This window comes from Microvirga subterranea, assembly GCF_003350535.1.
Classification (GTDB): domain Bacteria; phylum Pseudomonadota; class Alphaproteobacteria; order Rhizobiales; family Beijerinckiaceae; genus Microvirga; species Microvirga subterranea.
Genome location: NZ_QQBB01000005.1, coordinates 376,501 through 396,586, shown reverse-complemented (window position 1 = coordinate 396,586; position 20,086 = coordinate 376,501). Strand labels below are relative to the sequence as shown.

Annotated in this window: 19 protein-coding genes; 4 read left to right on the top strand and 15 right to left on the bottom strand. The window is 64.2% G+C overall.

What is annotated here, in order from left to right:
• Positions 1-40 precede the first annotated feature (40 nt).
• From DES45_RS15145 to DES45_RS15135, 3 genes are all read right to left on the bottom strand, one after another.
• Positions 41-1,447 carry a TRAP transporter large permease gene (locus DES45_RS15145; RefSeq protein WP_114770839.1) on the bottom strand — a complete coding sequence of 469 codons (1,407 nt, stop codon included), beginning with the start codon at positions 1,445-1,447 and terminating at the stop codon, positions 41-43.
• The gene (locus DES45_RS15140) at positions 1,447-2,031 is read right to left on the bottom strand and encodes a TRAP transporter small permease (RefSeq protein WP_114770838.1); all 585 of its coding nucleotides are present in this window, start codon (positions 2,029-2,031) and stop codon (positions 1,447-1,449) included. Before DES45_RS15140 ends, DES45_RS15145 begins: the two co-directional genes overlap by 1 nt.
• 99 nt (positions 2,032-2,130) lie before the next feature.
• Positions 2,131-3,117 carry a sialic acid TRAP transporter substrate-binding protein SiaP gene (locus tag DES45_RS15135; protein WP_170151525.1) on the bottom strand — a complete coding sequence of 329 codons (987 nt, stop codon included), beginning with the start codon at positions 3,115-3,117 and terminating at the stop codon, positions 2,131-2,133.
• A 144-nt stretch (positions 3,118-3,261) separates the two neighbouring features.
• Here DES45_RS15135 and DES45_RS15130 point away from each other — a divergent pair, with 144 nt between their 5' ends.
• A complete protein-coding gene (locus DES45_RS15130; protein ID WP_170151519.1) occupies positions 3,262-3,972 on the top strand; it encodes a GntR family transcriptional regulator in 711 nt (236 codons plus the stop codon).
• 12 nt (positions 3,973-3,984) lie between these two features.
• Here DES45_RS15130 and DES45_RS15125 read toward each other — a convergent pair whose 3' ends face one another.
• On the bottom strand, positions 3,985-4,926 hold the full coding sequence (locus DES45_RS15125; protein ID WP_114770836.1) for a nucleoside hydrolase: 942 nt from the start codon (positions 4,924-4,926) through the stop codon (positions 3,985-3,987).
• 82 nt (positions 4,927-5,008) lie between these two features.
• On the opposite strand from DES45_RS15125, the gene DES45_RS15120 reads away from it, so the two are divergent.
• Positions 5,009-6,883: an adenine deaminase gene (locus DES45_RS15120; protein WP_173949876.1), complete on the top strand. Its 1,875-nt coding sequence runs from the start codon at positions 5,009-5,011 to the stop codon at positions 6,881-6,883.
• A 4-nt stretch (positions 6,884-6,887) separates the two neighbouring features.
• Here DES45_RS15120 and DES45_RS15115 read toward each other — a convergent pair whose 3' ends face one another.
• The 6 genes from DES45_RS15115 to DES45_RS15090 form a co-directional block, all read right to left on the bottom strand.
• Positions 6,888-8,213, bottom strand: coding sequence for an amidohydrolase family protein (locus tag DES45_RS15115; RefSeq protein ID WP_114770834.1), 1,326 nt, complete (start codon positions 8,211-8,213; stop codon positions 6,888-6,890).
• Positions 8,213-9,280, bottom strand: coding sequence for an ABC transporter ATP-binding protein (locus DES45_RS15110; RefSeq protein ID WP_114770833.1), 1,068 nt, complete (start codon positions 9,278-9,280; stop codon positions 8,213-8,215). The genes DES45_RS15115 and DES45_RS15110 overlap by 1 nt, the downstream gene beginning before the upstream one ends.
• A gap of 5 nt (positions 9,281-9,285) precedes the next feature.
• Entirely contained in the window at positions 9,286-10,077 is a 792-nt protein-coding gene (locus tag DES45_RS15105) for an ABC transporter permease (RefSeq protein WP_114770930.1), read from the bottom strand.
• Positions 10,074-10,898 carry an ABC transporter permease gene (locus DES45_RS15100; RefSeq protein WP_114770929.1) on the bottom strand — a complete coding sequence of 275 codons (825 nt, stop codon included), beginning with the start codon at positions 10,896-10,898 and terminating at the stop codon, positions 10,074-10,076. Before DES45_RS15100 ends, DES45_RS15105 begins: the two co-directional genes overlap by 4 nt.
• A gap of 33 nt (positions 10,899-10,931) precedes the next feature.
• On the bottom strand, positions 10,932-11,972 hold the full coding sequence (locus tag DES45_RS15095) for an ABC transporter substrate-binding protein (protein ID WP_114770832.1): 1,041 nt from the start codon (positions 11,970-11,972) through the stop codon (positions 10,932-10,934).
• A gap of 205 nt (positions 11,973-12,177) precedes the next feature.
• On the bottom strand, positions 12,178-12,876 hold the full coding sequence (locus DES45_RS15090) for a phosphoribosyltransferase (RefSeq protein WP_114770831.1): 699 nt from the start codon (positions 12,874-12,876) through the stop codon (positions 12,178-12,180).
• A 96-nt stretch (positions 12,877-12,972) separates the two neighbouring features.
• On the opposite strand from DES45_RS15090, the gene DES45_RS15085 reads away from it, so the two are divergent.
• Positions 12,973-14,142 (top strand): M20 aminoacylase family protein, encoded by a 1,170-nt coding sequence (locus DES45_RS15085; protein ID WP_114770928.1) that lies wholly within the window; start codon positions 12,973-12,975, stop codon positions 14,140-14,142.
• Positions 14,143-14,184: 42 nt separating this feature from the next.
• On the opposite strand, the gene DES45_RS15080 is transcribed toward DES45_RS15085, so the two are convergent.
• The 5 genes from DES45_RS15080 to DES45_RS15060 form a co-directional block, all read right to left on the bottom strand.
• On the bottom strand, positions 14,185-14,991 hold the full coding sequence (locus DES45_RS15080) for an amino acid ABC transporter ATP-binding protein (protein WP_114770830.1): 807 nt from the start codon (positions 14,989-14,991) through the stop codon (positions 14,185-14,187).
• Positions 14,988-15,893, bottom strand: a complete 906-nt coding sequence (locus tag DES45_RS15075; RefSeq protein ID WP_114770829.1) for an amino acid ABC transporter permease — start codon at positions 15,891-15,893, stop codon at positions 14,988-14,990. Before DES45_RS15075 ends, DES45_RS15080 begins: the two co-directional genes overlap by 4 nt.
• Positions 15,894-15,898: 5 nt before the next feature.
• On the bottom strand, positions 15,899-16,756 hold the full coding sequence (locus DES45_RS15070) for an ABC transporter substrate-binding protein (RefSeq protein WP_425374289.1): 858 nt from the start codon (positions 16,754-16,756) through the stop codon (positions 15,899-15,901).
• 66 nt (positions 16,757-16,822) lie between these two features.
• Complete coding sequence (locus DES45_RS15065; protein ID WP_114770827.1) at positions 16,823-17,641, bottom strand: deaminated glutathione amidase; 819 nt, start codon at positions 17,639-17,641, stop codon at positions 16,823-16,825.
• The gene (locus DES45_RS15060; RefSeq protein ID WP_114770826.1) at positions 17,638-18,612 is read right to left on the bottom strand and encodes a type 2 periplasmic-binding domain-containing protein; all 975 of its coding nucleotides are present in this window, start codon (positions 18,610-18,612) and stop codon (positions 17,638-17,640) included. The genes DES45_RS15065 and DES45_RS15060 overlap by 4 nt, the downstream gene beginning before the upstream one ends.
• Positions 18,613-18,737: 125 nt before the next feature.
• Here DES45_RS15060 and DES45_RS15055 point away from each other — a divergent pair, with 125 nt between their 5' ends.
• Entirely contained in the window at positions 18,738-20,072 is a 1,335-nt protein-coding gene (locus tag DES45_RS15055) for an aminotransferase-like domain-containing protein (protein WP_114770825.1), read from the top strand.
• The last annotated feature ends 14 nt before the right edge of the window (positions 20,073-20,086 follow it).

Below are 20,086 nucleotides of genomic sequence, written 5' to 3'. Positions count from 1 at the left end.
GAAATCCGGCACCTGCCGCACGCGAGCGGGTCAATCATCGTTACCGCCCCAATCCCATCTGCCGCGGCAGCCACAGGGTCAGTTCGGGAATATAGGTGATGGCGATCAGGGCAAGCATCAAGGGCACCAGCCAGGGCAGGATCGCCATCGTGGTGCGCTCGACCGACATCTTCGAGACCCTCGCCAGCACGAACAGGACCATGCCGAGCGGCGGGTGGAGCAGGCCGATCATCAGGTTGAGGGTCATGATGAGCCCGAAATGGACCGGGTCGATCCCTAGCTTGAGCACAATCGGCAACAGGATCGGCACCAGGATCGTGATCGCCGCGATCGTGTCGATGAAGCAGCCGACAAACAGGATCAGGATGTTGGCCAGCAGCAGGAACACCCATTTGTTCTGGGTGAAGCTGAGGATGGCGTCCGAGAGGATCTGGGCAGCCTGACTGACGGTCAGAAGCCACGCGAAGATCGATGCCGCGGTCACGATGAAGAGCACGGACGCGGTCGTCTCGATGGTGTCGAACGTCGCCTTGGCAAGGCTCCTGAACGTCATCGAGCGGTAGCGCACCAACCCCAGGAACAGCGACCAGATCACTGCGGCGACCGCCGCCTCGGTCGGCGTGAACAGCCCGAGGGTCATGCCGCCGATGAGGATGACCGGGGCCATCAGGGCCATGACGGCCGAGAAGTCGAAGTACCAGTCGAGGGCGAGCAGAACCGCGAGAGCGATGCCGATCGCCACGTTGGTGCTGAGGCCCGCCTGGGTCATCAGCCAGACCGCCACAGGGAACATGAGGACGATGACGACCTCGACGCTGGCATTGCCGAGCTGGCGCCAGGAAAAAGGCGTGTCTGAGCCCCAGCCGTTCCTGTATGCGAAATAGGCCACCGTACCCATCATCAGCAGGGTCATGACGATGCCGGGGATCAGCCCGCCGAGAAAGAGCGCGCCGATCGAGACGTTCGCCATCATGCCGTAGATGACGAAGGGAAGCGACGGCGGGATGATCGGCCCGAGGGTCGCCGATGCCGCCGTCACGCCGACGGAGAACTCGGTCGAGTAGCCATGATCCTTCATGGCCTTGATCTCGATGGTGCCCAGCCCGGCCGCATCTGCAATCGCCGTGCCGGACATGCCCGAGAACACGACCGAACCGACGATGTTCACCTGGCCGAGCCCGCCCTTCATCCAGCCCACAAGGGCGACCGCGAAGGAATAGATCCGCCCCGTCACGCCAGCGATGTTCATGAGGTTGCCGGCGAGGATGAAGAACGGAACCGCCAGGAGCGGGAAGCTTTCGACGCCGGCGATCATGCGCTGCGCGACGATCACGTCCGGCACCATCCCGGTGGCGAGGATGTAGAGAAGCGAGGCGACCGCCATCGAGATGGCGACCGGAAGCCCGAGTATCATCAGGGCCAGAAAAGAACCGATCAAAATCCACATCAGGTTTCTGCCACTATAGGTGCATCAAAAGCTTCGGGCCGTTCGAGAACGGAATAGCCGCGCCGCCAATTGGCGACGGCGACCTGAACGGAGCGGAAGCACATGAGGACGAAGCCGATGAACACGAATGCGTATGCGAGGTTCTTCGGCAGGTTGATGGTCGTCATCTGCTCGTCGGCGACGATGCCCATGAAGCGCCAGACGAGGGTCGCCGCATAGGCGAAGAAGGCGACGCGAACGAGGTCGATCACTGTGGCAAGCACCCGGGCGACGCGCTGTGGGAGGTACCGGTAGAGGAAGTCGACCTGGATGTGGCGGTTCAGCCGAACGCACATGGCAGAACCCACGAACACGAGCGCCACGTTGAGGTTAGTGGCGATCTCCTCGGTCCAGGCGAAGGAGTCGTTCAGGACATAGCGGGTGAAGAACTGCACGAAAACCGCCAGCGCCATGGCCCAGAACAGGGCGAGGGCCAGCCAGTCCTCGAATGCGTATTCCGAAAGATCGACCGGCGCATGCTCGTTCTCTTCGAAGGTCTGCGCCAGCTCCTTGGCGGTTACTTGGGTATGGATTTCAGTCGCCATCGGTCGATGTCCCTCCCCTCGGCATCATGAGGCGGCGTCTCGGATCGGCTCCGAGCCGAAAAGAGGCGGGGTCGCCGCTCGACGACCCCGCATGGAGGGCTAGAGGCCTTCCGACTTCAGCGCCTGGATCTTGTCGTAATCGGCCTTGCGATAGCCGAGAGATTCCAGGGTGACGTTCTTCATCACCGCATCCTTGAACTCGTCCTTGTTCACCTCGGTGATCGTCAGTCCCTTCTGCTTGAAGGCTTCGACGAGTTCCTTCTCCTTGGACAGGATCTCTGCCGAGGCGCGGGTGGCAGCCTCCTGGGCGACTTGCGTGAAGATCTTCTTGTCCTCGTCGGAGAGCTTGGCCCAGAGCTGCTTCGAGAAGATCGTGGCGAGATGATCGACGATGTGACCCGTGAGCACGATGTTCTTCTGAACCTCGAAGAACTTCTTGGCCTCGATCGTCGTCAGCGGATTCTCCTGCGCGTCGACGGTGCCGTTCTGAAGCGCAAGATAGACCTCGGCGAAGGCGATCGGCGACGTGTTCGCGCCGCAGGAACGCGGCATGGCGAGATAGGCCGGCGCGTCAGGCACGCGGATCTTGAGGCCCTTCATCTCGGCGCAGGTCTTGAACGGCTTGTTGGTCGACGTATGCCTGATGCCGTAATAGGTCAGCGCGACCATCTGGTGCCCGGTCTTCTCGCCGTACCCGGCGGCCAGCTCCTTGAAGACGTCGCTCTTCGCGAAAGCCAGGAGATGCGAGGCATCGCGGAAGATATAGGGATAATAGCCGATGCCGATCGGCGGATAGCTGCGTGCGGCGAAGCTTGGCCCGGAAATGATCATGTCCACGGTGCCAAGCGACAGGCCCTGGTTGATGTCGCTCTCCTTGCCGAGCTGGGAGGCAGGATAGACATCGATCTGGTAGCGGTTATTGGTGCGCTTGGCGATTTCCTGCGCGGCCCAGACGGACTGGGTGTGGAAAGGCTCCGAGGTCTCATAGACATGGGCCCATTTCAGCTTCGTCTGCGCGCTCGCGGGAAGCGCAGGAAGAGTCAGCGTAGCGGCGGCCGCAAGGCCGAGCGCGAGACGGCGTGTCACAGCGAACATGCTGGCATTCCTCCCAATGTGTCCGGCTCTCTCCGGCCGGTTGGATTGTGTCGGCAGGCGCTTTCACCTGCCCGAGAAACCCGACGGGCTCTGGCGTCCGCCCATCGGCTCGACTAACATGTTAGTGCCATGAGAATGTTCGACAAGAGAAAAAATTACGAGTTCCTGCCTCTTTTGCCGCCAGGACCGCGCGGGAACACCACCGAGCAGGTCGAGCGGACGATCCGGTCGGCGATCGTCCAGCTCGACTTCACGCCTGGGGAATTCATCGACAAGGGGGCCGTTTGTGAGCGGCTCGGGGTATCGAGATTTCCGGTCTCCGAAGCATTGTCACGGCTCGCTGCCGAGGGCCTGGTGGAGATTCTGCCGCAGCGAGGCACCCGCGCTGCGCTGATCCGGCTGGCCGAAATCAAGGAATCGATGCTGATCCGCCGCGCTCTGGAAGCGATGGTCGCGGAAACGGCTGCCCTGCGGCTGCCTTCTTCAGCCCTCGAAGCGCTACGGGACTACGTGACCGCACAGGAGCGGGCCGTCGCACGAGGGGACCGATCCGGCTTCCACGCTCTCGACCTCGCATTCCATTCCGTCCTGGTCGATGCTCTGGAGTTGCCGCGCGTGGCGGCCGTAATCGAGGCTTCGCGGGCCAATATCGACCGGGTGCGCCGCCTGCTCTCCTCGCCTCGCCGCCATGCGGTGACCCTCGCCGAGCACCGGACGCTGCTGCAGGCCTTCGAGACGCACGACGCCGAGGCGGCCCGTCGCGCGATGGAGAGCCACCTCGATGCGGTCATGGAGGAACTCGAGCGCTTCTCTGCGGAAAATCCCGAGGTCTTCCTGCCTCAGTGAGAGCGTCGCCGTTCAGGCAGGTCCATGGCCGCGCACACCGGTCAGGCCTTTCTCGAGCAGATCGAGAGCTGCCGGCGCATCGACCCTCATGGCGACCTGGACGGGCGCGCCCTGCCCTTCATCGACCAAGAGTGCTCCCGCCTCCTCCGATCCGGTCCCGACCGTCAGGCGAAGCGTCTCGCACTCGAACAAGTCGGGGCGCAGCGCAAGCAGCATGACGCAGGGGTCATGCAGCGGCCGGCTTTCCCGCTCCGCAGCGGACAGAAAATAGGCCTCGATCAGCTCGGCTGTCTTCACCGCTCCGGGCACGAGGCTGGCGGCCAACCGCTCGGCGAAGTTGCGCGTCGCACGCACACGGCGGGTGACGTCAAGCGGAACGAGCACGACCGGAACGCCGGATCGAAAGACGATGTCCGCCGCCTCTGGATCGGTCGCGATGTTGAACTCCGCCCGTGGCCCCACGTTACCCGGCTCATGGATCGCGCCGCCCATGGCAATGATGCGGCCGATGCGCTGCGCCACCTCGGGCCTCTTGACGACGAGTTCCGCGACATTCGTCAGCGGACCGAGCGCCAGGACCTCCACCGTACCGGGATCCTCTCCGAGCAGCAGGTCGGCAAGCCAGTCGACGGCGCTCCGCTCAGCCGGCGAGCGTAATGGCTCCGGCAGATCGACGCCCCCGACGCCGTCGGCACCGTGGAGCCCCAGCGGCTCCGGCCCGGGCCGTGACAGTGGCTGCTGCGCGCCGATCAGGACCGGAATGTCGGACAGGCCTGCGAATGCCAGGAGGCGCGCGGCATTTCGCGCCGTCGTCTCGATGCCGATGTTGCCGGCGACGGTCGTCATGCCCCGGACGTCGAGCTCCGGGGACGCGAGCGCGAGCAGAATGCCGATGGCGTCGTCGATGCCGGGATCCGTGTCGATGACGATCGGGCGGGCTTTTGTGTCGCTCATGATGGGGGTAGATACTCTGCTTCGAAGCCGCGCAGCTGCATCGGACGCAGCCCGCACGCCGACCATAGGCCATAGGTGCACGGTGACCAAGACATTCTCGCTCCCGGATGATCTCCTGCTGAATGCGGAGGACGAGGTGCGGATCCGCCAGGATCTCGTGCTGGTCGCGCTCGGCAAGAGGCCTGCCGACGCGATCCTGCGCGTCGGCAGGCTGCTCGACGTCAATACGCACACATGGCTCGAGGACCAGGAGATCGTGATCCGCGGCCGGCGCATCGCATGGACGGGACCTGCGGGAACGTTCCCGGGGACCGCCGCGGTGCGCGTGGAGCGCAACCACCTCTCGGCCATTCCTGGCTTCGGCGAGGTCCACAAGCATATTGAGAGCTCTCACGTCACCCCCGAATACGAGGCCGCGCTCGTGATGCCACGCGGCAATACCTGGACCTGCGAGGCGAGCCACGAATTCTCGAACGTCGATGGACGTCACAACATCGCTTTCTGGCTCGAAGCGCGCCGTCTCGGCTCGCCCATGAAAATTTTCCCGCTGCCGGGCTCCGCCGTTCCGCCGACCGCCTACGAATGGGGCGGCGGCTATTACGGCTATGACGAACAGGCCGGCTTCCTCGAGAAAAGTCTCATGGTGGCCGGTCTCGACGAGGTGATGGACTGGCCGGCCGTCTGGAACCCCGAGAACCCGTCGCACAACCGCCTGTGGGGCATGATCAAGGCCACGTTCGAAAAGCGCGGCGTCGTCGAAGGACACGGCGCGGGACTGCGTGATCTTGCCTCCATCAACGCTTTTGCGGCCGCCGGCTTGGCTTCCGACCACGAGGGCTGGACGCCGGAGGAGGTCTGGGACAAGCTCCGCCACGGCATCTTCATCGAAATCCGGCCGCATTCGATGCCGGACATCATCGGCGGCCTGCTTCAGCGCGGACTGCAGGACTGGTCGCAGGTCGCCTTTGCGACGGACGACCGGAGCGCCTCCGACACGCTGCGTCTCGGCGCAACGGATCACAACGTCCGCCTCGCGATCCGATCGGGACTTGCTCCGGAGATTGCGATCCAGTGCGTGACGATCAATCCGGCGCGCCACATGCGGCTGACCCCATGGGTCGGCAGCATCGCACCCGGCCGGTTCGCCGATATCGTCCTGCTCGACGAGGTCGAGGCCGTCGGCATCGCCGAGGTCTGGGCGGACGGAAAGGCCGTTTCGAAGGGGTCGGATTATCTCGGTCCTCTTCCGGACATCCATTGGCCGGAGTGGGCTTCGGGGACGGTCAACATCAATCGAACGATCAAGCCTAAGGACTTCGCCATTCCGGCCGCTCCGGGGCGAAAGACGATGCAGGCCGCGCTTCTGCGCCCGTTCCACTGGGACGACAACTTCATCACCATGGAGCTCCCGGTCGAGAACGGCGAGGTGCAGCGCGATCCTGCGCGCAACGTCACGAAGTTCGCGATCGTGGACCGCTTCTCGGGACAGGGGCTCGTTTCGCGCATGTTCTGGCTCGGCTGCGGCCCGCAGACTCCGGATACGGCTGTCGGCTGCACCGTCGCGCACGACAAGCACAATCTCTGGATCGTCGGTTCGTCGGACGAGGCGATGGCGATGGTGGCGAACCGCGTCGCGGAAATCGGCGGCGGCTGGGTTCTCGTCAGTGGCGGGAAAGTCCTTGCCGAGGTGCGTTACGAGATCGGCGGGCTGATGACCCAGCGCTCCGCCGAGGATCTCGATGCCGACATGCAGCGGCTCTACGTCGAGGCGGCGAAGATCGAATGGCTCTACGAGCCGACATTCTCGCCCCGCTGGTACCCTGGCTTCCCGGAGCGCCTGCAATTCGCGACGCTTACCTGCGCGCCTTGGCGCTGGGTTCTCGTCGCGCCCTGCGAGGCTGCGCCGCAAGGCTTCGTGAACGTGGCCACCGGAGAAACCCATCCAGTGGTCTGGTAAACCCTCACTGGGCTGCGTCGATTCTGGCCATTTCGGCTTTGAAAGCGGTCGCGATCTGCCCGGCGTCGCGCAGGATCTTCCTGCGCTCCAGGCTCTTCACGTCTCTGTCGCGCATGATCCACCGCCCGCCGACCATCACGTCCCGCACGTCGACCGGCATCGCCGAGAAGACCAGCGTCGCGTAGACGTCGTAGATCGGCTGCATCCGCGGCGCCGACAGATCGATGCGGACGAGGTCGGCCTTCTTGCCGACTTCGAGTGAGCCGATACGGTCGCCGAGACCGAGCACCTGAGCGCCCTCCAGCGTCGCCATCCGGATGACCTGGGCCGCCGGCATCGGCTTGCGGCTGCGCCCGAGGATCTTCTGGAACATCGAGACGGGGCCGAACTGGGCGAAGAGGTCAAGGGTGTTGCCGCTCATCGGGCCGTCGGTTGCGATGCCCACCTTGATGCCGGCCGCCCGCATGGCCTCGACGGGAGCGATGCCGCGCCCTGCCTTCGCATTCGAGCGGGCATTGTGAGCGACGCCCACGCCTGCGCTAGCCATGCGCTCAATCTCGAAGGGGTCAATATGGAGGCAATGCGCGGCGATCAGGCCGGGGATCAGGAGCCCCGCCTTCTCGACGACCGCCACAGGACGCAGGCCGTGGTGCTTGCGGCACCACTCCATCTCGCTGTCCATCTCCGCGAGATGGAGCTGCACCGGCACGTGCGGGTGATCGTGCGCCCAGCCGACCACGCGTGCCATCACCTCGACATCGGTGGAATACGGTGCATGCGGCGCGATCGACGGCACGATTCTCTCGTGGCCGAAAAACTCCGCCACCAGCTCCTCGACTAGGGCGAAACCCTGGTCGATGGTCTTGTGATCGGGCGGATCGAAGGTCGCAATCGTCTGCCCGACCACTCCGCGCAGGCCCGAATGAGCGAGCGCACGGCCGACCTCGGTCTCGTAGTAGTACATGTCGGCGATGGTGGTGACGCCGCCCTCGATGGATTCCAGGGCCCCGAGGAGCGTGCCGACCCGCACCATGTCCGGGGTGACGAACTTGCGCTCCATCGGCAGCACATAGCGGAACAGCCGGTCGTCCACATCCTCGCCCAGACCTCGGAAGAGAGCCATCGCCAAGTGTGCATGCGGATTGACCATGCCGGGCATGACGACGTCGCCGCCGACGTCGATCACCTCGGCGCCGTCAACCGCCGGCGGCTCCCCTGCCCCGACGGCCGTGATTGCGTCACCCTCGACGTGAACCCAGCCGTTCTCGACGACCGACATCGTCTCATCGATGGGCAGAAGGCATGCGTTCTTGATGAGGATCGACGTCATCACCGCCCCCCCTCGGTAGCCAGGATGCAGGACTGTTCCGGGGCCGGCACGAGCCGCACCTGGGTGCCGGATTCGAGCGGCGCCGTCAGGCTGCCGTTAGCCACGAGGTGGCCTGCGGCGGTCTCGCATTGGTACTGGTACGCGCGTCCGAGATAGGTGCGCAGGCCCAGAGTTGCCGGGAGTCCCTTTGCGGACAGATCAGTGGTCACCTGAAGTCCGTCCGGTCTGCTGGCGAGGAGGAACGTGTCCGGGATCGGTCCGTACGCAGTCTGCGAGAGGCGGATGCGCATGCCGGACGTCTCGGCGGTCACGACCTCGGCGTCGCGGGCCACGACCTTGAACGGCACAATGTTCTCGAAGCCCACGAAACGCGCCACGAAGGTGTTCGCGGGCTGGCGGTAGAGAGTTTCGGGTCTGTCGAACTGCATGAGCCGGCCCGCATTCATGATCGCGACCCGGTCCGAAATGGAGAACGCCTCCTCCTGGTCATGGGTGACATAGACGGAAGTCGTTCCGTTGGCGCGCTGAAGCTCCCGGATCTCGACGCGCATGTCGACACGTAGCTTCGCATCGAGATTCGACAGCGGCTCGTCGAACATCAGGAGCGGAGGCTCGATGACGAGAGCCCGGGCAAGAGCGACGCGCTGCTTCTGCCCTCCGGAGAGCGCCCCAGGCGCCCGGTCGGCGAGAGGCGCAAGCCCCACCCGCTCCAGCATGCCCATGGCGCGCTTTCGGCGCTCGGCCGGCGGCACGCCGCGCTGCTTGAGGCCGAAGGAGACGTTGTCGAGAACTGACAAGTGCGGGAACAGCGCGTAGTTCTGGAAGACGAGACCGATGTCGCGCCTGTGAGGTGGGAGCTGCGTCAGGTCGCGTCCGCCCAAGCGGATTGAGCCACTGGAGGGCGTGAGAAACCCGGCGATCAGCCTGAGCGTCGTGGTCTTGCCGCAGCCGCTGGCACCCAGCAGCGACACGAGTTCGCCGGCCTGGACCGAGAGCGAGAGGTCTTCGAGAACTTTGGTCGTCCCGTAGTGGGCCGACACCGCATTGATGTCGAGAGGCTGGGTCACGGAAGCTACTTCGCAAGAAAGGTGAGCCCCAGTGTCCGCTCCACCACGGCCATGACGGCCACGGTGAGGAACATCAGGAGGACGGAAACGGACGCGACGGTCGGATCGAAGAACTGTTCCACATGGGCCAGGATCTGGATCGGCAAGGTGCTGATCCCGGGTCCGGTCAGGAACAGGGAGACGGACACGTCGTTGAGCGAGGTGATGAAGGCGAGGATGAAGGCCGCGATCATTCCGGCCCGGACATTCGGCAGCACAATCGTGAAGAATGTCTTCAACGGTGCGCTTCCCAAGCTGATCGCCGCCTCCTCGATCGAGAAGTCGAAGGAGGCGAGGCTTGCGCTGATCACCCGCACCACATAGGGCAGCACCAGGAGCGTGTGGCCGATGAGAAGCGCCACGAAAATCGGGACTCCAGCCCCGACCGTCAGGGACTTGAGAAGCGCGAAGCCGAAGACGATCTCCGGCACCAGGATCGGCAGGACGAACAGCGTTCCGAGCCAGCGCGGCAGTTCCACCCTGTATCGGTTGAGCGCATAAGCCGCCGGGATGCCAATCACCAATGCAAGGAAGGTTCCCAGAAACGCGATCTGCAGGCTCGTGACGATCGTTCGCCGGAAGGCGCTGATCTCGAAGATGTTGGTGAACCAGCGCAGGGAGAGCCCCTGCGGCGGAAAGGTGAGATAGGTCGTGTCGCTGAGAGCGGCGCCGACCACGATGACGAGTGGCACCATCAGGAAGACATACACCAACGCGGCGACGATGATGAGGATCGGATGAGGACGGTCGGTCATCAGGTGGCCATGGGATTGATGCGGCGGGCCAGGTTGGTCATCACGAGAACGACCGAGATGGTGATCACCGTCATGATGGCCGCGATCGTCGAGGCTCCGACCCAGTCGAAGGAGACCATCGCACGTTGATGGAGCAGCGTGGCGAGAACCGTCTGACGTTCGCCGCCCAGAAGCTGCGGGGTCGCATAGGCCGTGAAGCTCCCCGTGAAGACCAGCACCGCGCCGACGATCAGACCGGGAACGGCCAGCGGGAGGAGGACCTGCCAGAAGGTCGCAACGGGAGAGGCCCCAAGGGATGAGGAGGCCTGGAGCACGTCGCGAGGGATGTTCTCCAGCACGCCGACGAGCGACAGCACCATGAGGGGCACGAAGAGATAGACCATGCCGACGATGACCGCGCCCTGGGTGTAGAGCATCTCTAGTGGTTCGTTCGTCAGGCCGAGTGCGATGAGCGTGTTGTTGAGAATGCCGTTGCGGCCGAGGATGATGAGCCAGGCGAAGGCGCGAACGACGACGCCGGTGAGCAGCGGGAAGACGGCCGCGATGATCAGCAGACTGCGCAGGCGCGCCGGCGCACGGGACACCACGTAGGCCGTCATGAACCCGAATACGAGGGAGATGATCGTCGTCAGCGCCGCGATCTGCAGGGTCCGGAACAGGACCGTCGTGCGGAACCCGCTGTTGAAGTACGAGATGTAGGGCGCAAAGATGCCGCGGGGATCCATGAACGTGCCGGCGATCACGATTCCGATCGGCACGAGCAGGAAGCCGATGACGGCGAGAGTGGCGGGCGCGGAGAGCGCCCACCCTGCCGCCCCCTTCAGGGGCATTGTCCGTTTCGAGATCATGTCCGATGCTTACCGTCCGAAGACCTCACTCCACTCGTCGAGCCAGTCGGTCTTCGCGGCGTTCAGCTTCTCGTAGTCGACGCGCTTGAGCGAAGAGACCATCTTCTCGCCGTAGGTCCAGCGGGATGCCTCCTCGGGAGTGAGTTGAACGGCCGTCGCAACGGGCGCATCGACGCCCCGTTGAGCCAGGGTCTGCTGGATCTTCGGATCGAGGATGAAGTTGATGAACTGGTGCGCGAGATCGGGGTTGGCCGCACCCTTTGCGATGTTAATCGTGTTGAGGGTCGCGTAGTCGCCCTCGGACAGGTCGGCCCAGCGGGCCGTCGGCACGGCGGCCTGGATCTGGGCGAGCGTGAAGTCCTGCGCGATGGCGACCGAGACCTCGCCCGTCGAGAAGAGGTTCACGAGCTCGGAGCCGGTGTTGTAGTTCTTCACCACGTTGGGCTTGAGCTTTTCGAGCGCGGCGAATGCGGCCTTCTGGTCCTTGTAGGGATCCACGCCCGCGTGGCTCGCCGCGACCAGCACCGTCATGGGGCCGGCCGTGGTGGTGATGCCGGGCAGCGACACGCGACGCTTGAACTCCTCGCGCCAGAGGTCATTCCAGGAGGTGATCGGGTTCTTCACCTTCGCGCTGTCGTAGATGATGCCGATGCGGCCGATCGTGTAGGCCGGCCCGAACTTGCCCTGCGGCTCACGAGCGACCTCGTAGATGCCGTTGATGTTGGGGATCTTCGATCGGTCGACCTGCTGAAAGAGCCCCTCCTGGATGCCGATCTGAGAATAGCTGTCGGTCAGGTAGACGACGTCGACGCCACCACCGCCGCGGATCTTGATCTTGTTCAGGCGGTCGGCGTTGTTGCCGGTCTCGAAGACGAGTTCGCAGCCGCATTGAGCGCGGAACGGCTTGAGCACGATTTCCTCAAGCTTGTCACCGTTGAAGCCCCACCAGGAGATCGTGAGGGTCTTGTTCTGCGCCATGGCCGGGGCCGCCGTCAGGGACGCCACGACAAAGGCCATGCTTATGAACGGTTTGCTCCAACGCCCAATCATCTCGCGGATCTCCTCTGCTGCAGCGGCGCAATAAACGATATCCCATTGCGTATATGCAGACCAGGGCGATGATCGTCATGCGCTGCTCAGACGAGAGCCATGCCCTGCGGACGCCACGCATTAGCACAACCAGAGCCGCATAAAAGGGCTGTTTCGAGAAACGCCCTGCTTTCCTTCCGGTCAATCTGCTAAATATTGATGCAGATCAGCGCGTCGGCAGCTCTTGGGCCCATCCGCCGCCCGGCAGACGGGTGAGACGGGGCGTCCGCAGGACACCCACCACACACTCCGGCAAAGTCGGATCGGCGCTTCCCAGTTCGGTCTTCCAGGCATCCGTCTGGAGCATCGCCGCTCCGATGGCTACGGGCCGCACGCCGCAGGCGGAAAGCAGATCCAGCGCCGCCTTGATGGAGCGCCCACTGCTGATCACGTCGTCGACGAGGAGGACCTTCCTGTTGTCGAGCAAAGGCAACATGCGCGGATCAACGTAGAGCCGTTTGGTGTGCCCGGGGCTCGTGATCGACGCGATCGGCACCGACAGTTCCTCCCGATACCAAAACTTCCGGGATGTCCCGAGCGGAACGTAGCGGCTGTGGCCCAGCCTCTTCGCGACGCCTCGTGCCAGGGTGAGGCCGAGGGTCGGCAACCCGACGACGATCTCCGGCTGGAACGGCGCGACCTTCAGGGCCAGGCTCGCGCACAGAGCCTCCTCGACCGGGAAGCTCGCCTGATTGATGATCAGGGATGCGATCCCATGCTTTCCATCGGCCAGTTCGCGGATGGGAAGTCGGATCTGGCGGCCATCGTCGAACTCTGCGGGAAAGTAGGCCTTGTATCCCGCCCCGGGTTGACGCTCGAACGTCGAAGGAGGATGAACCTCCTGCCAGAAGTCATGCGGCTGCATTGCTCGTTTCTCTCATCCTTCAGCCGGATCGAAGGACCCCCATGGTGTGCGACGGGAACGCTGCTCCAGGCCGACAGCTACAGGATCGACAGCACGATGCCCCTTCAGGACCCGATCAAGGCGGATCTACCATTCCTGCGGAACCTTCGCCAAGACCTCCACGCCCACCCGGAGCTCGGGTTCGAGGAGGAGCGCACGAGCGGGATCGTCGCCTCGCTCCTGGATGAGGCCGGCATTCGGGTTCATCGCGGGTTGGGCAAGACCGGCGTGGTCGGCACCCTTCAGGTCGGAGACGGGACGCGCACCATCGGGCTTCGCGCCGACATGGATGCGCTGGCGATGCCGGAGATCGCGGACCGTCCCTACAAGTCGAAGTTCGACGGCAAGATGCATGCCTGCGGTCATGATGGACATACGGTCCTGCTACTGGGCGCCGCGCGCACTCTCGCCCGCACCCGCAATTTCTCCGGCACGGTGCACTTCATCTTTCAACCGGCGGAAGAGGGCCGCGGCGGCGCGAAGCGGATGGTCGAGGATGGGCTTTTCCGCCTCTTTCCCTGCGACGCCGTCTACGGCCTGCATAACATGCCGGGCCTCGCGCCCGATGAAATGGCCGTAACGGCTGGGCCGCAGCTCGCCTCTTCCGACAGCTGGATCGTGATATTCAGGGGAGTCGGCACGCATGGCGCAAAGCCACACCTCGGAAAGGATCCAATCACAGCAAGCGGCCATTTTCTCACTGCGCTGCAGACGATCGTGGGCCGGGTCGTTGATCCTTTGCAGCCCGCCGTCGTCAGCGCCTGTTCCGTTCGCGCAGGGGACCCGAAGGCGCTCAACGTCATCCCGGACATTGTCGAGATCGGCGGGACGGCACGCGCTTATTCCGCGCAGGTCCGCGACCAGCTCGAAACCGAGATCGGAAGGCTCGCCCATGGCGTCGCCGCCATGTTCGGCATCGAGGTGGAATACACGTTCACTCGGCGCATTCCGCCGGTGGTCAACGATTCCGACGCGACGGCGCGGGCCCTCGCTGCCGCGAGGGCGGTCTGCGGATCGCGGGTCGTGACGGATTTTCCGCCGTCGACCGCGGGCGACGACTTCGCCTTTTTTGGTGAGGCGGCGCCCGGCGCCTACGTATGGCTCGGAAACGGGCCTGCGGTGGACGGAGCTTTGCACCACAACACCGCGTATGACTTCAACGACGAAGCCATCGCGACCGGCGTCGCCTTCTGGATCGCGCTCGTCGAGCAGGAGCTCGCCGTCTAGCCGGCGGGGCGATGTCTCGCCCCGCTCGTTTGGGAATCAGCCTCAACCCCGCTGAATGAAGCGGCTGAGGAAGAGGCGTGTGCGCGGATGGCTCGGGTTCGACAGGACGACCTCCGGCCGACCCTGCTCGACGACCACGCCGCCATCCATGAACACCACCCGGTCGGCAGCCTCGCGGGCGAAGCCGATCTCGTGCGTCACGACGATCATGGTGAGCCCCTGGTCGGCCAAGTCCCTCATCGTCGCCAGCACCTCGCCGACGAGTTCCGGATCGAGCGCCGAGGTCGGCTCGTCGAAGAGCATGAGCTTCGGCTTGATCGCCAGGGCGCGAGCGATGGCGACGCGCTGCTGCTGGCCTCCGGAGAGTTGGCGGGGATAGGCATGAGCCTTCTCGGTCAGGCCGATCCGGGAGAGCAGCTCCATCGCATAAGCCTGCGCCTCGCGGCGGTTCTGCTTATGGACGCCGACCGGAGCCTCGATGATGTTCTCCAGCGCCGTCATGTGCGGGTAGAGATTGAACTGCTGGAACACCATTCCGATCTTGCGGCGCTGGACAGCGATGGCCCGGTCGGAGAGCTTGTGCAGGCGCCCGTTCCGCAATTCGTACCCGATCTGCTCGTCAGCGACCACGATCGACCCGCGGTCGATCGCCTCGAGGTGATTGATGCAGCGCAGGAACGTCGACTTGCCCGACCCCGATGGGCCGAGGATCACGACCACCTCGCCGGGCATCACGTCGAGATCGATCCCTTTCAGCACCTCGTTGCTGCCGAAGGACTTGTGAACGTTGCGTGCTCGAACCAGGGGCTCGGCAGGAACAGGCGAGATCTTTTCGGCCGCAATGGTCATGCCGGCTCCTCCATGCGGACATTGGCGCGGACGTCGGTGGCGCCACGCTCGCCGCGAGCATAATAGCGCTCGATGAAGCCCTGTCCGACGTTCAGGATCGAGGTGATGACCAGGTACCAAATCACGGCCACCATCAGCATCGGGATGACCTCGAAGGTCCGGTTGTAGACGGCCTGCACGGAGTAGAGCAGATCGGCCATGGCGATGACGCTCACGAGGGACGTCGCCTTGATCATGCTGATGAGCTGATTGCCGGTCGGCGGAATGATCGAGCGCATCGCCTGCGGAATGATGATGCGCCGGAGAGCCCGCCCACGGGTCATGCCGAACGCATCGGTGGCCTCGACCTGCCCTTTGTCGACGGACAGCAGGCCGCCGCGGATGATCTCCGCCATATAGGCCGCCTCGTTGAGCGACAGTCCGGCGATCGCGGCCGTCATCGGAGTGATGAGATCGTTCGTATTCCAGCTGACGAGCGTCGGGCCGAACGGAACCGCGATCGAGATCTGCGGGAACAGGGTCGACAGATTGTACCAGAAGATCAGCTGGACCAGCAGCGGCGTGCCGCGGAAGAACCAGATGAAGAGCCCCGCCAGGGAGCTGAACAAGGTATCGTTCGACATGCGGGCGATGGCCAGCATGAGGCCGATCGCCGTGCCGATGATCATCGCCACGACGGTCAGACCGAGCGTCACCGACAGCCCCTTCAGGATCGACTCGGCGGTGAACCACTCGGCCACGATGGGCCAGCCGAAATTCGGATTCCAGGCGACGATCCAGGCGAAGTTCGCCGCGACGACCAGCACGAAGGCCCAGAGGAGCCAGCGGCCCCACTCGATCGGCTGGTGCGCGTTAGCGACATCGCGCAGATCCATGGAAGGACTGATGGTGCGCTCGGTCATGATCGTTACTTCTGCGCCTTGTTGATGCCGGGCTCGGCGATCATGTTGTTCTCAAGCCCCCACTTCTTCATGATTTGGGCGTAGGTGCCGTTCTTCACGAGTTCCTGGATGGCAGCGAGGAGAACAGGCCCAAGCGGCGAATCCTTGGTAACGACGGCGCCCTGGAACAGATCGTCGAAGCCATTCTTCTGGCCGACACCTGTCAGCTCCAGTTCCCCGTTCGACTGCTGCACGAAGTAGGTCAGCGGGGCCTGCGATGAGAAGAAGGCGTCCGCACGCTTCGAGCGGACCGAGAGGATCGAGGTCGGCTGATCCGTGTAGGACTGAACCTCGAGCTTCGGCTTTCCGTCCGCTTCGCACTTCTCGGCCTGGGCCTTGATCACCTTCTCGGCCGATCCGCCGGACTGCACGGCAATGCGTGCGCCGCAGGCATCGTCGAGGGACTTGATGCCCTTGGGGTTGCCCTTCTGCACTGCGAAGACGACGTATTCCTGCACCCAGTCCACGAAGTCATTCGCCTCCTGGCGGGACTTGAAGTCGCCTACCGGTCCCATGGAGAACTGGTAGCGGCCGGACTTGATGCCGCTGAGCAGGGCCGAGAGGCCGCTGACGGTGGCATGCTCGATCTTGACGCCCAGGAGCTGGCCGATCGCATCGGTCATGTCGGCACTGGCGCCGGTCATGGTGCGAGTGTCGGTGACGATCTCATAGGGAGGGAACGAACCGCTGTTGACCGAGATCAGCTTGTTCGACGACTTGACGTCCTCGGGCAGCTTGGCGCGCAGGGCGTCGTTCGCCTTCTGCTCCGGGATGGCCGCGTTGGAGGTCGCCTGAGCGAAGGCAGGCGCCTGGGACATCGCCATGGCGACGGCGGTGGCGCATAGGATCGTGCGAATGGTCATGTGTTCGTTCCCTTTTGGCTTTGAAGATTACGCAGCTTCCGTCTGCGATTGAGCGGAATGGGCCAGCTCCGGACGGACGAAGCGTCGGTTGGCGAGGACCGGAAGGACGGAGCGCGCATGGGCGATCCGCGCGGGATCGATCTCGGCGAAGAGGAGCGTCGGCACCTCGCCGGCGCGGGCGATTGCGACGCCCAGCGGATCGACCACCATGCTCGCGCCGATGTTCCGCTCTCCGCATTCGCCCACAGCCACTACGTAGCAGGTATTCTCGAGCGCGCGGGCGGTCACCAGGATCTCCCAGTGAGCCTCCTTGCCGAGACCGCGCACCCAGGCGGCAGGCAACATGATCACGTCCGCCCCGTCCACAGCGAGGCGCCGCGCCATCTCCGGGAAGCGCAGGTCGTAGCAGGTCATCATCCCGACCTTCAGACCCGCGATCTCAAGGATGCCGGGCACCTCCTCGCCGGGCTGAACGTTCGTGGATTCCTTCGCCGAGAAGGCATCGTAGAGGTGCAGCTTGCGGTACTGCGAGACGATCTCGCCGTTGCGTACGGTGATGAGCACGTTGAAGACCCGGCCGGAGCCGGACGGCACGTGGATGCAAGTCATCATGGCAAGATTCGAGCCGCGGCTGGCCTCGAGCACCTGTTGCATGAACGGGCCGTCGAGAGCCTGCGCCGACTTGAGCACGATGTCGGGATCGGCGATGTCGCGGGCGAGGATGCCCTCCGGTAGCACGAGCACGTCGGCGCCGGCGGCATCCGCCTGCTTCATGAGCCGGACGCAGGTATCGGCATTGTCCTGCCATTCCCGGCTGACGGCGAATTGTCCAAGGGCGACTTTCATGCGGGCTCTCCTACGAGGTTCTGCGCGGCCGGAAACAAGGCATCAGGCGTGAGATCGGTATCGGCCAGACCCTGCTTGCGGATCTCGGCTAGGAAGTCGGCGATCATCTTGCGGTTGGGCTCGAGCCCGCTGGCGTTCCAGACGTCCGGCAGATCACGACCGCAGCGGCCAAGCTCCTCGATGATCCACGGCGTCGTGTCCGCATATTTGCGGCGCTTCTCGAGCCAAACGCGCTGGGACTCGTCGAGTAGATCGCTCAGCTCCTGCGCCAGCCAGGGATGCTCCGCCGCGAAGGCGGCCTTGATGCCGAGGATGTGGATGCCCGGAACGTAGCCGACCGCATTGAAGTACGCGAGCTCGGCGCCATGCAGATCCGTCAGAAGGTGTCGGAATTTCGAGTCGCGACCGAAGAAGCCGGACGGCATGAAGGGCGTAAAGACGGCGTCAAGCTCACCGCTCTCAAGCAGGTCGAGCATCGGGCGCTCGCCCGGCACCGCCTCGATCCGGCCGGGGCGCGCATAGCGGCCGAGGCGATCGACGATCGGATGCGCTTCGGTCAGACGACCCGCATACCAGCGCACGTCCTCGATCCCGACGCCGGCCTGCGCCAACGCCGCCCTCGTCCACGTATTGCCCGAATCCTGCCAGCCGGTGACGCCGATCCGCTTGCCCCTGAGGTCCTCGAGACGCGTCAGCGGGCTCTTGCCGGCCGTGATGATGCAGCGATGGCGGAACCCGCGCATGAGGAAGTTCGGAATTCCCACGATCGCCGTGTCGCCGCGCGAACGACCGGTCGTGTAGCGGCTGAACGAAATCTCGCTGGCGTCATAGCGCGGATCGTTGGCGAAATCCTCCGGCAGGGTGCCGACCCGGTCCACCTTCACGTCGATGCGGTCGGACCCGACATCGCCGAGAACCAGCGGCGTCATGTAGTCCCAATCACGAAGCGCCAGACGGACGGTTACCCTCACAGAATTCTCCTGCCGCTCGCCGGCAGAACATGTGCCGGCCAAATGTTTGCCGGAGTTGAAAATTAAATGTTCATTTCTGCTGATCAATAACTATTATGTTACTGAACATTAAAAGATGGAATGCGATGGACCCTGTTCCCGACGTTGAATGGTTCGCTGAGCGGCTGAAGGAGCGCACTGCGCGTGGCATCGCGGTGGAAACGAGCGCTCTCATCCGGTCGGGCGCCCTTCCCATCGGCTCCCGTCTGCCGACAGTGCGGGACCTCGCCTTCAAGCTCGGCGTGAGCCCAGCCACCGTCTCCGACGCCTGGAGCGAGCTGCGTCGCCAGAAGATGATCAGCGGGCGCGGCCGCACCGGCACCTATGTATTTGGAAACACTGTTGCACCCCGTCCCGCGCGGATGGGCAGTGTCGGTCACTTTGGGGAAGGAGTGCTCGACCTGACCATGGCGGTGCCCGACCAGAACCTCCTGCCGCCTCTCGGCCAAGCTCTCGCCCACGCAGCGCAGGCCGATAATCTGAACAGTTATGAGCGCACGCCAATTCTCTCCGAGCTGCGCACGGCCGTCGAACGGCGCTGGCCCTACCAGCCGGAGACGTTCCTCGCGACTAACGGCGGCTACAATGCTATCTATTCGGCGCTGCACGCTCTGGTGATGCCGGGCGCGTGCATCGCCATCGAGGACCCGACAGCCATGCGCATCCTCGACATCATCGAGGATTTGGGCGCCGAGATCATTCCGGTCGAATGCGACATCGACGGGCCGTTGCCCGCCTCATTGGCGAAGGCCCTGCAGAAGAAGCCGACCGCCTTCATCTTCCAGCCGCGCACCCATTCCGTCACGGGCCGCGCCGTGAGCGCGGAGCGTCTCGCGGAACTCGCCACGCCCCTGGAGGCCAGCGACTGCTACATCATTGAGGACGACGGAGTGGGCGATGTTTCTCCGCTCCCCCCGGCCAGCCTCGGGCGTCTGTTTCCCAAGAGAGTCATCCACATCCGGTCGTTCTCGAAGTCGCTCGGACCGGATCTGCGACTGGCGGTCCTTTCAAGCTCCCTCAGCGTGGTCAAGCAGATCCAGTCCTATCGGAGCTTCAGCTCCGGCTGGACCAGTCGCCTCCTCCAAGCCACGACGGCATGGCTGCTCGACAACGAGGAGAGCTCCCGAATCGTGGAAGAAGCCCGCAAATCCTATGCGGCCCGACGCGCGGCGCTCGCCGAGCCCCTGAGCGAGCGCGGCATCATGCTTCCGCCCGGAGACGGGCTTTGCGTATGGATCCCGGTGGGTTCGGAGCAGTTCGCACTGGTGACATTGGCCGCGCGGGGCATCGCGGTCCTGCCCGGAGCGAAGTGCTCCGTACGTCCGATCAACCACATCCGCGTCGCCACCAGCATCCTGACCGATCGCTATGACTTCGTTGCGGATTCGATTGCGCTCGCCGCATTGGGCGGTCCTGGCTGAGGAGACATTTGGCG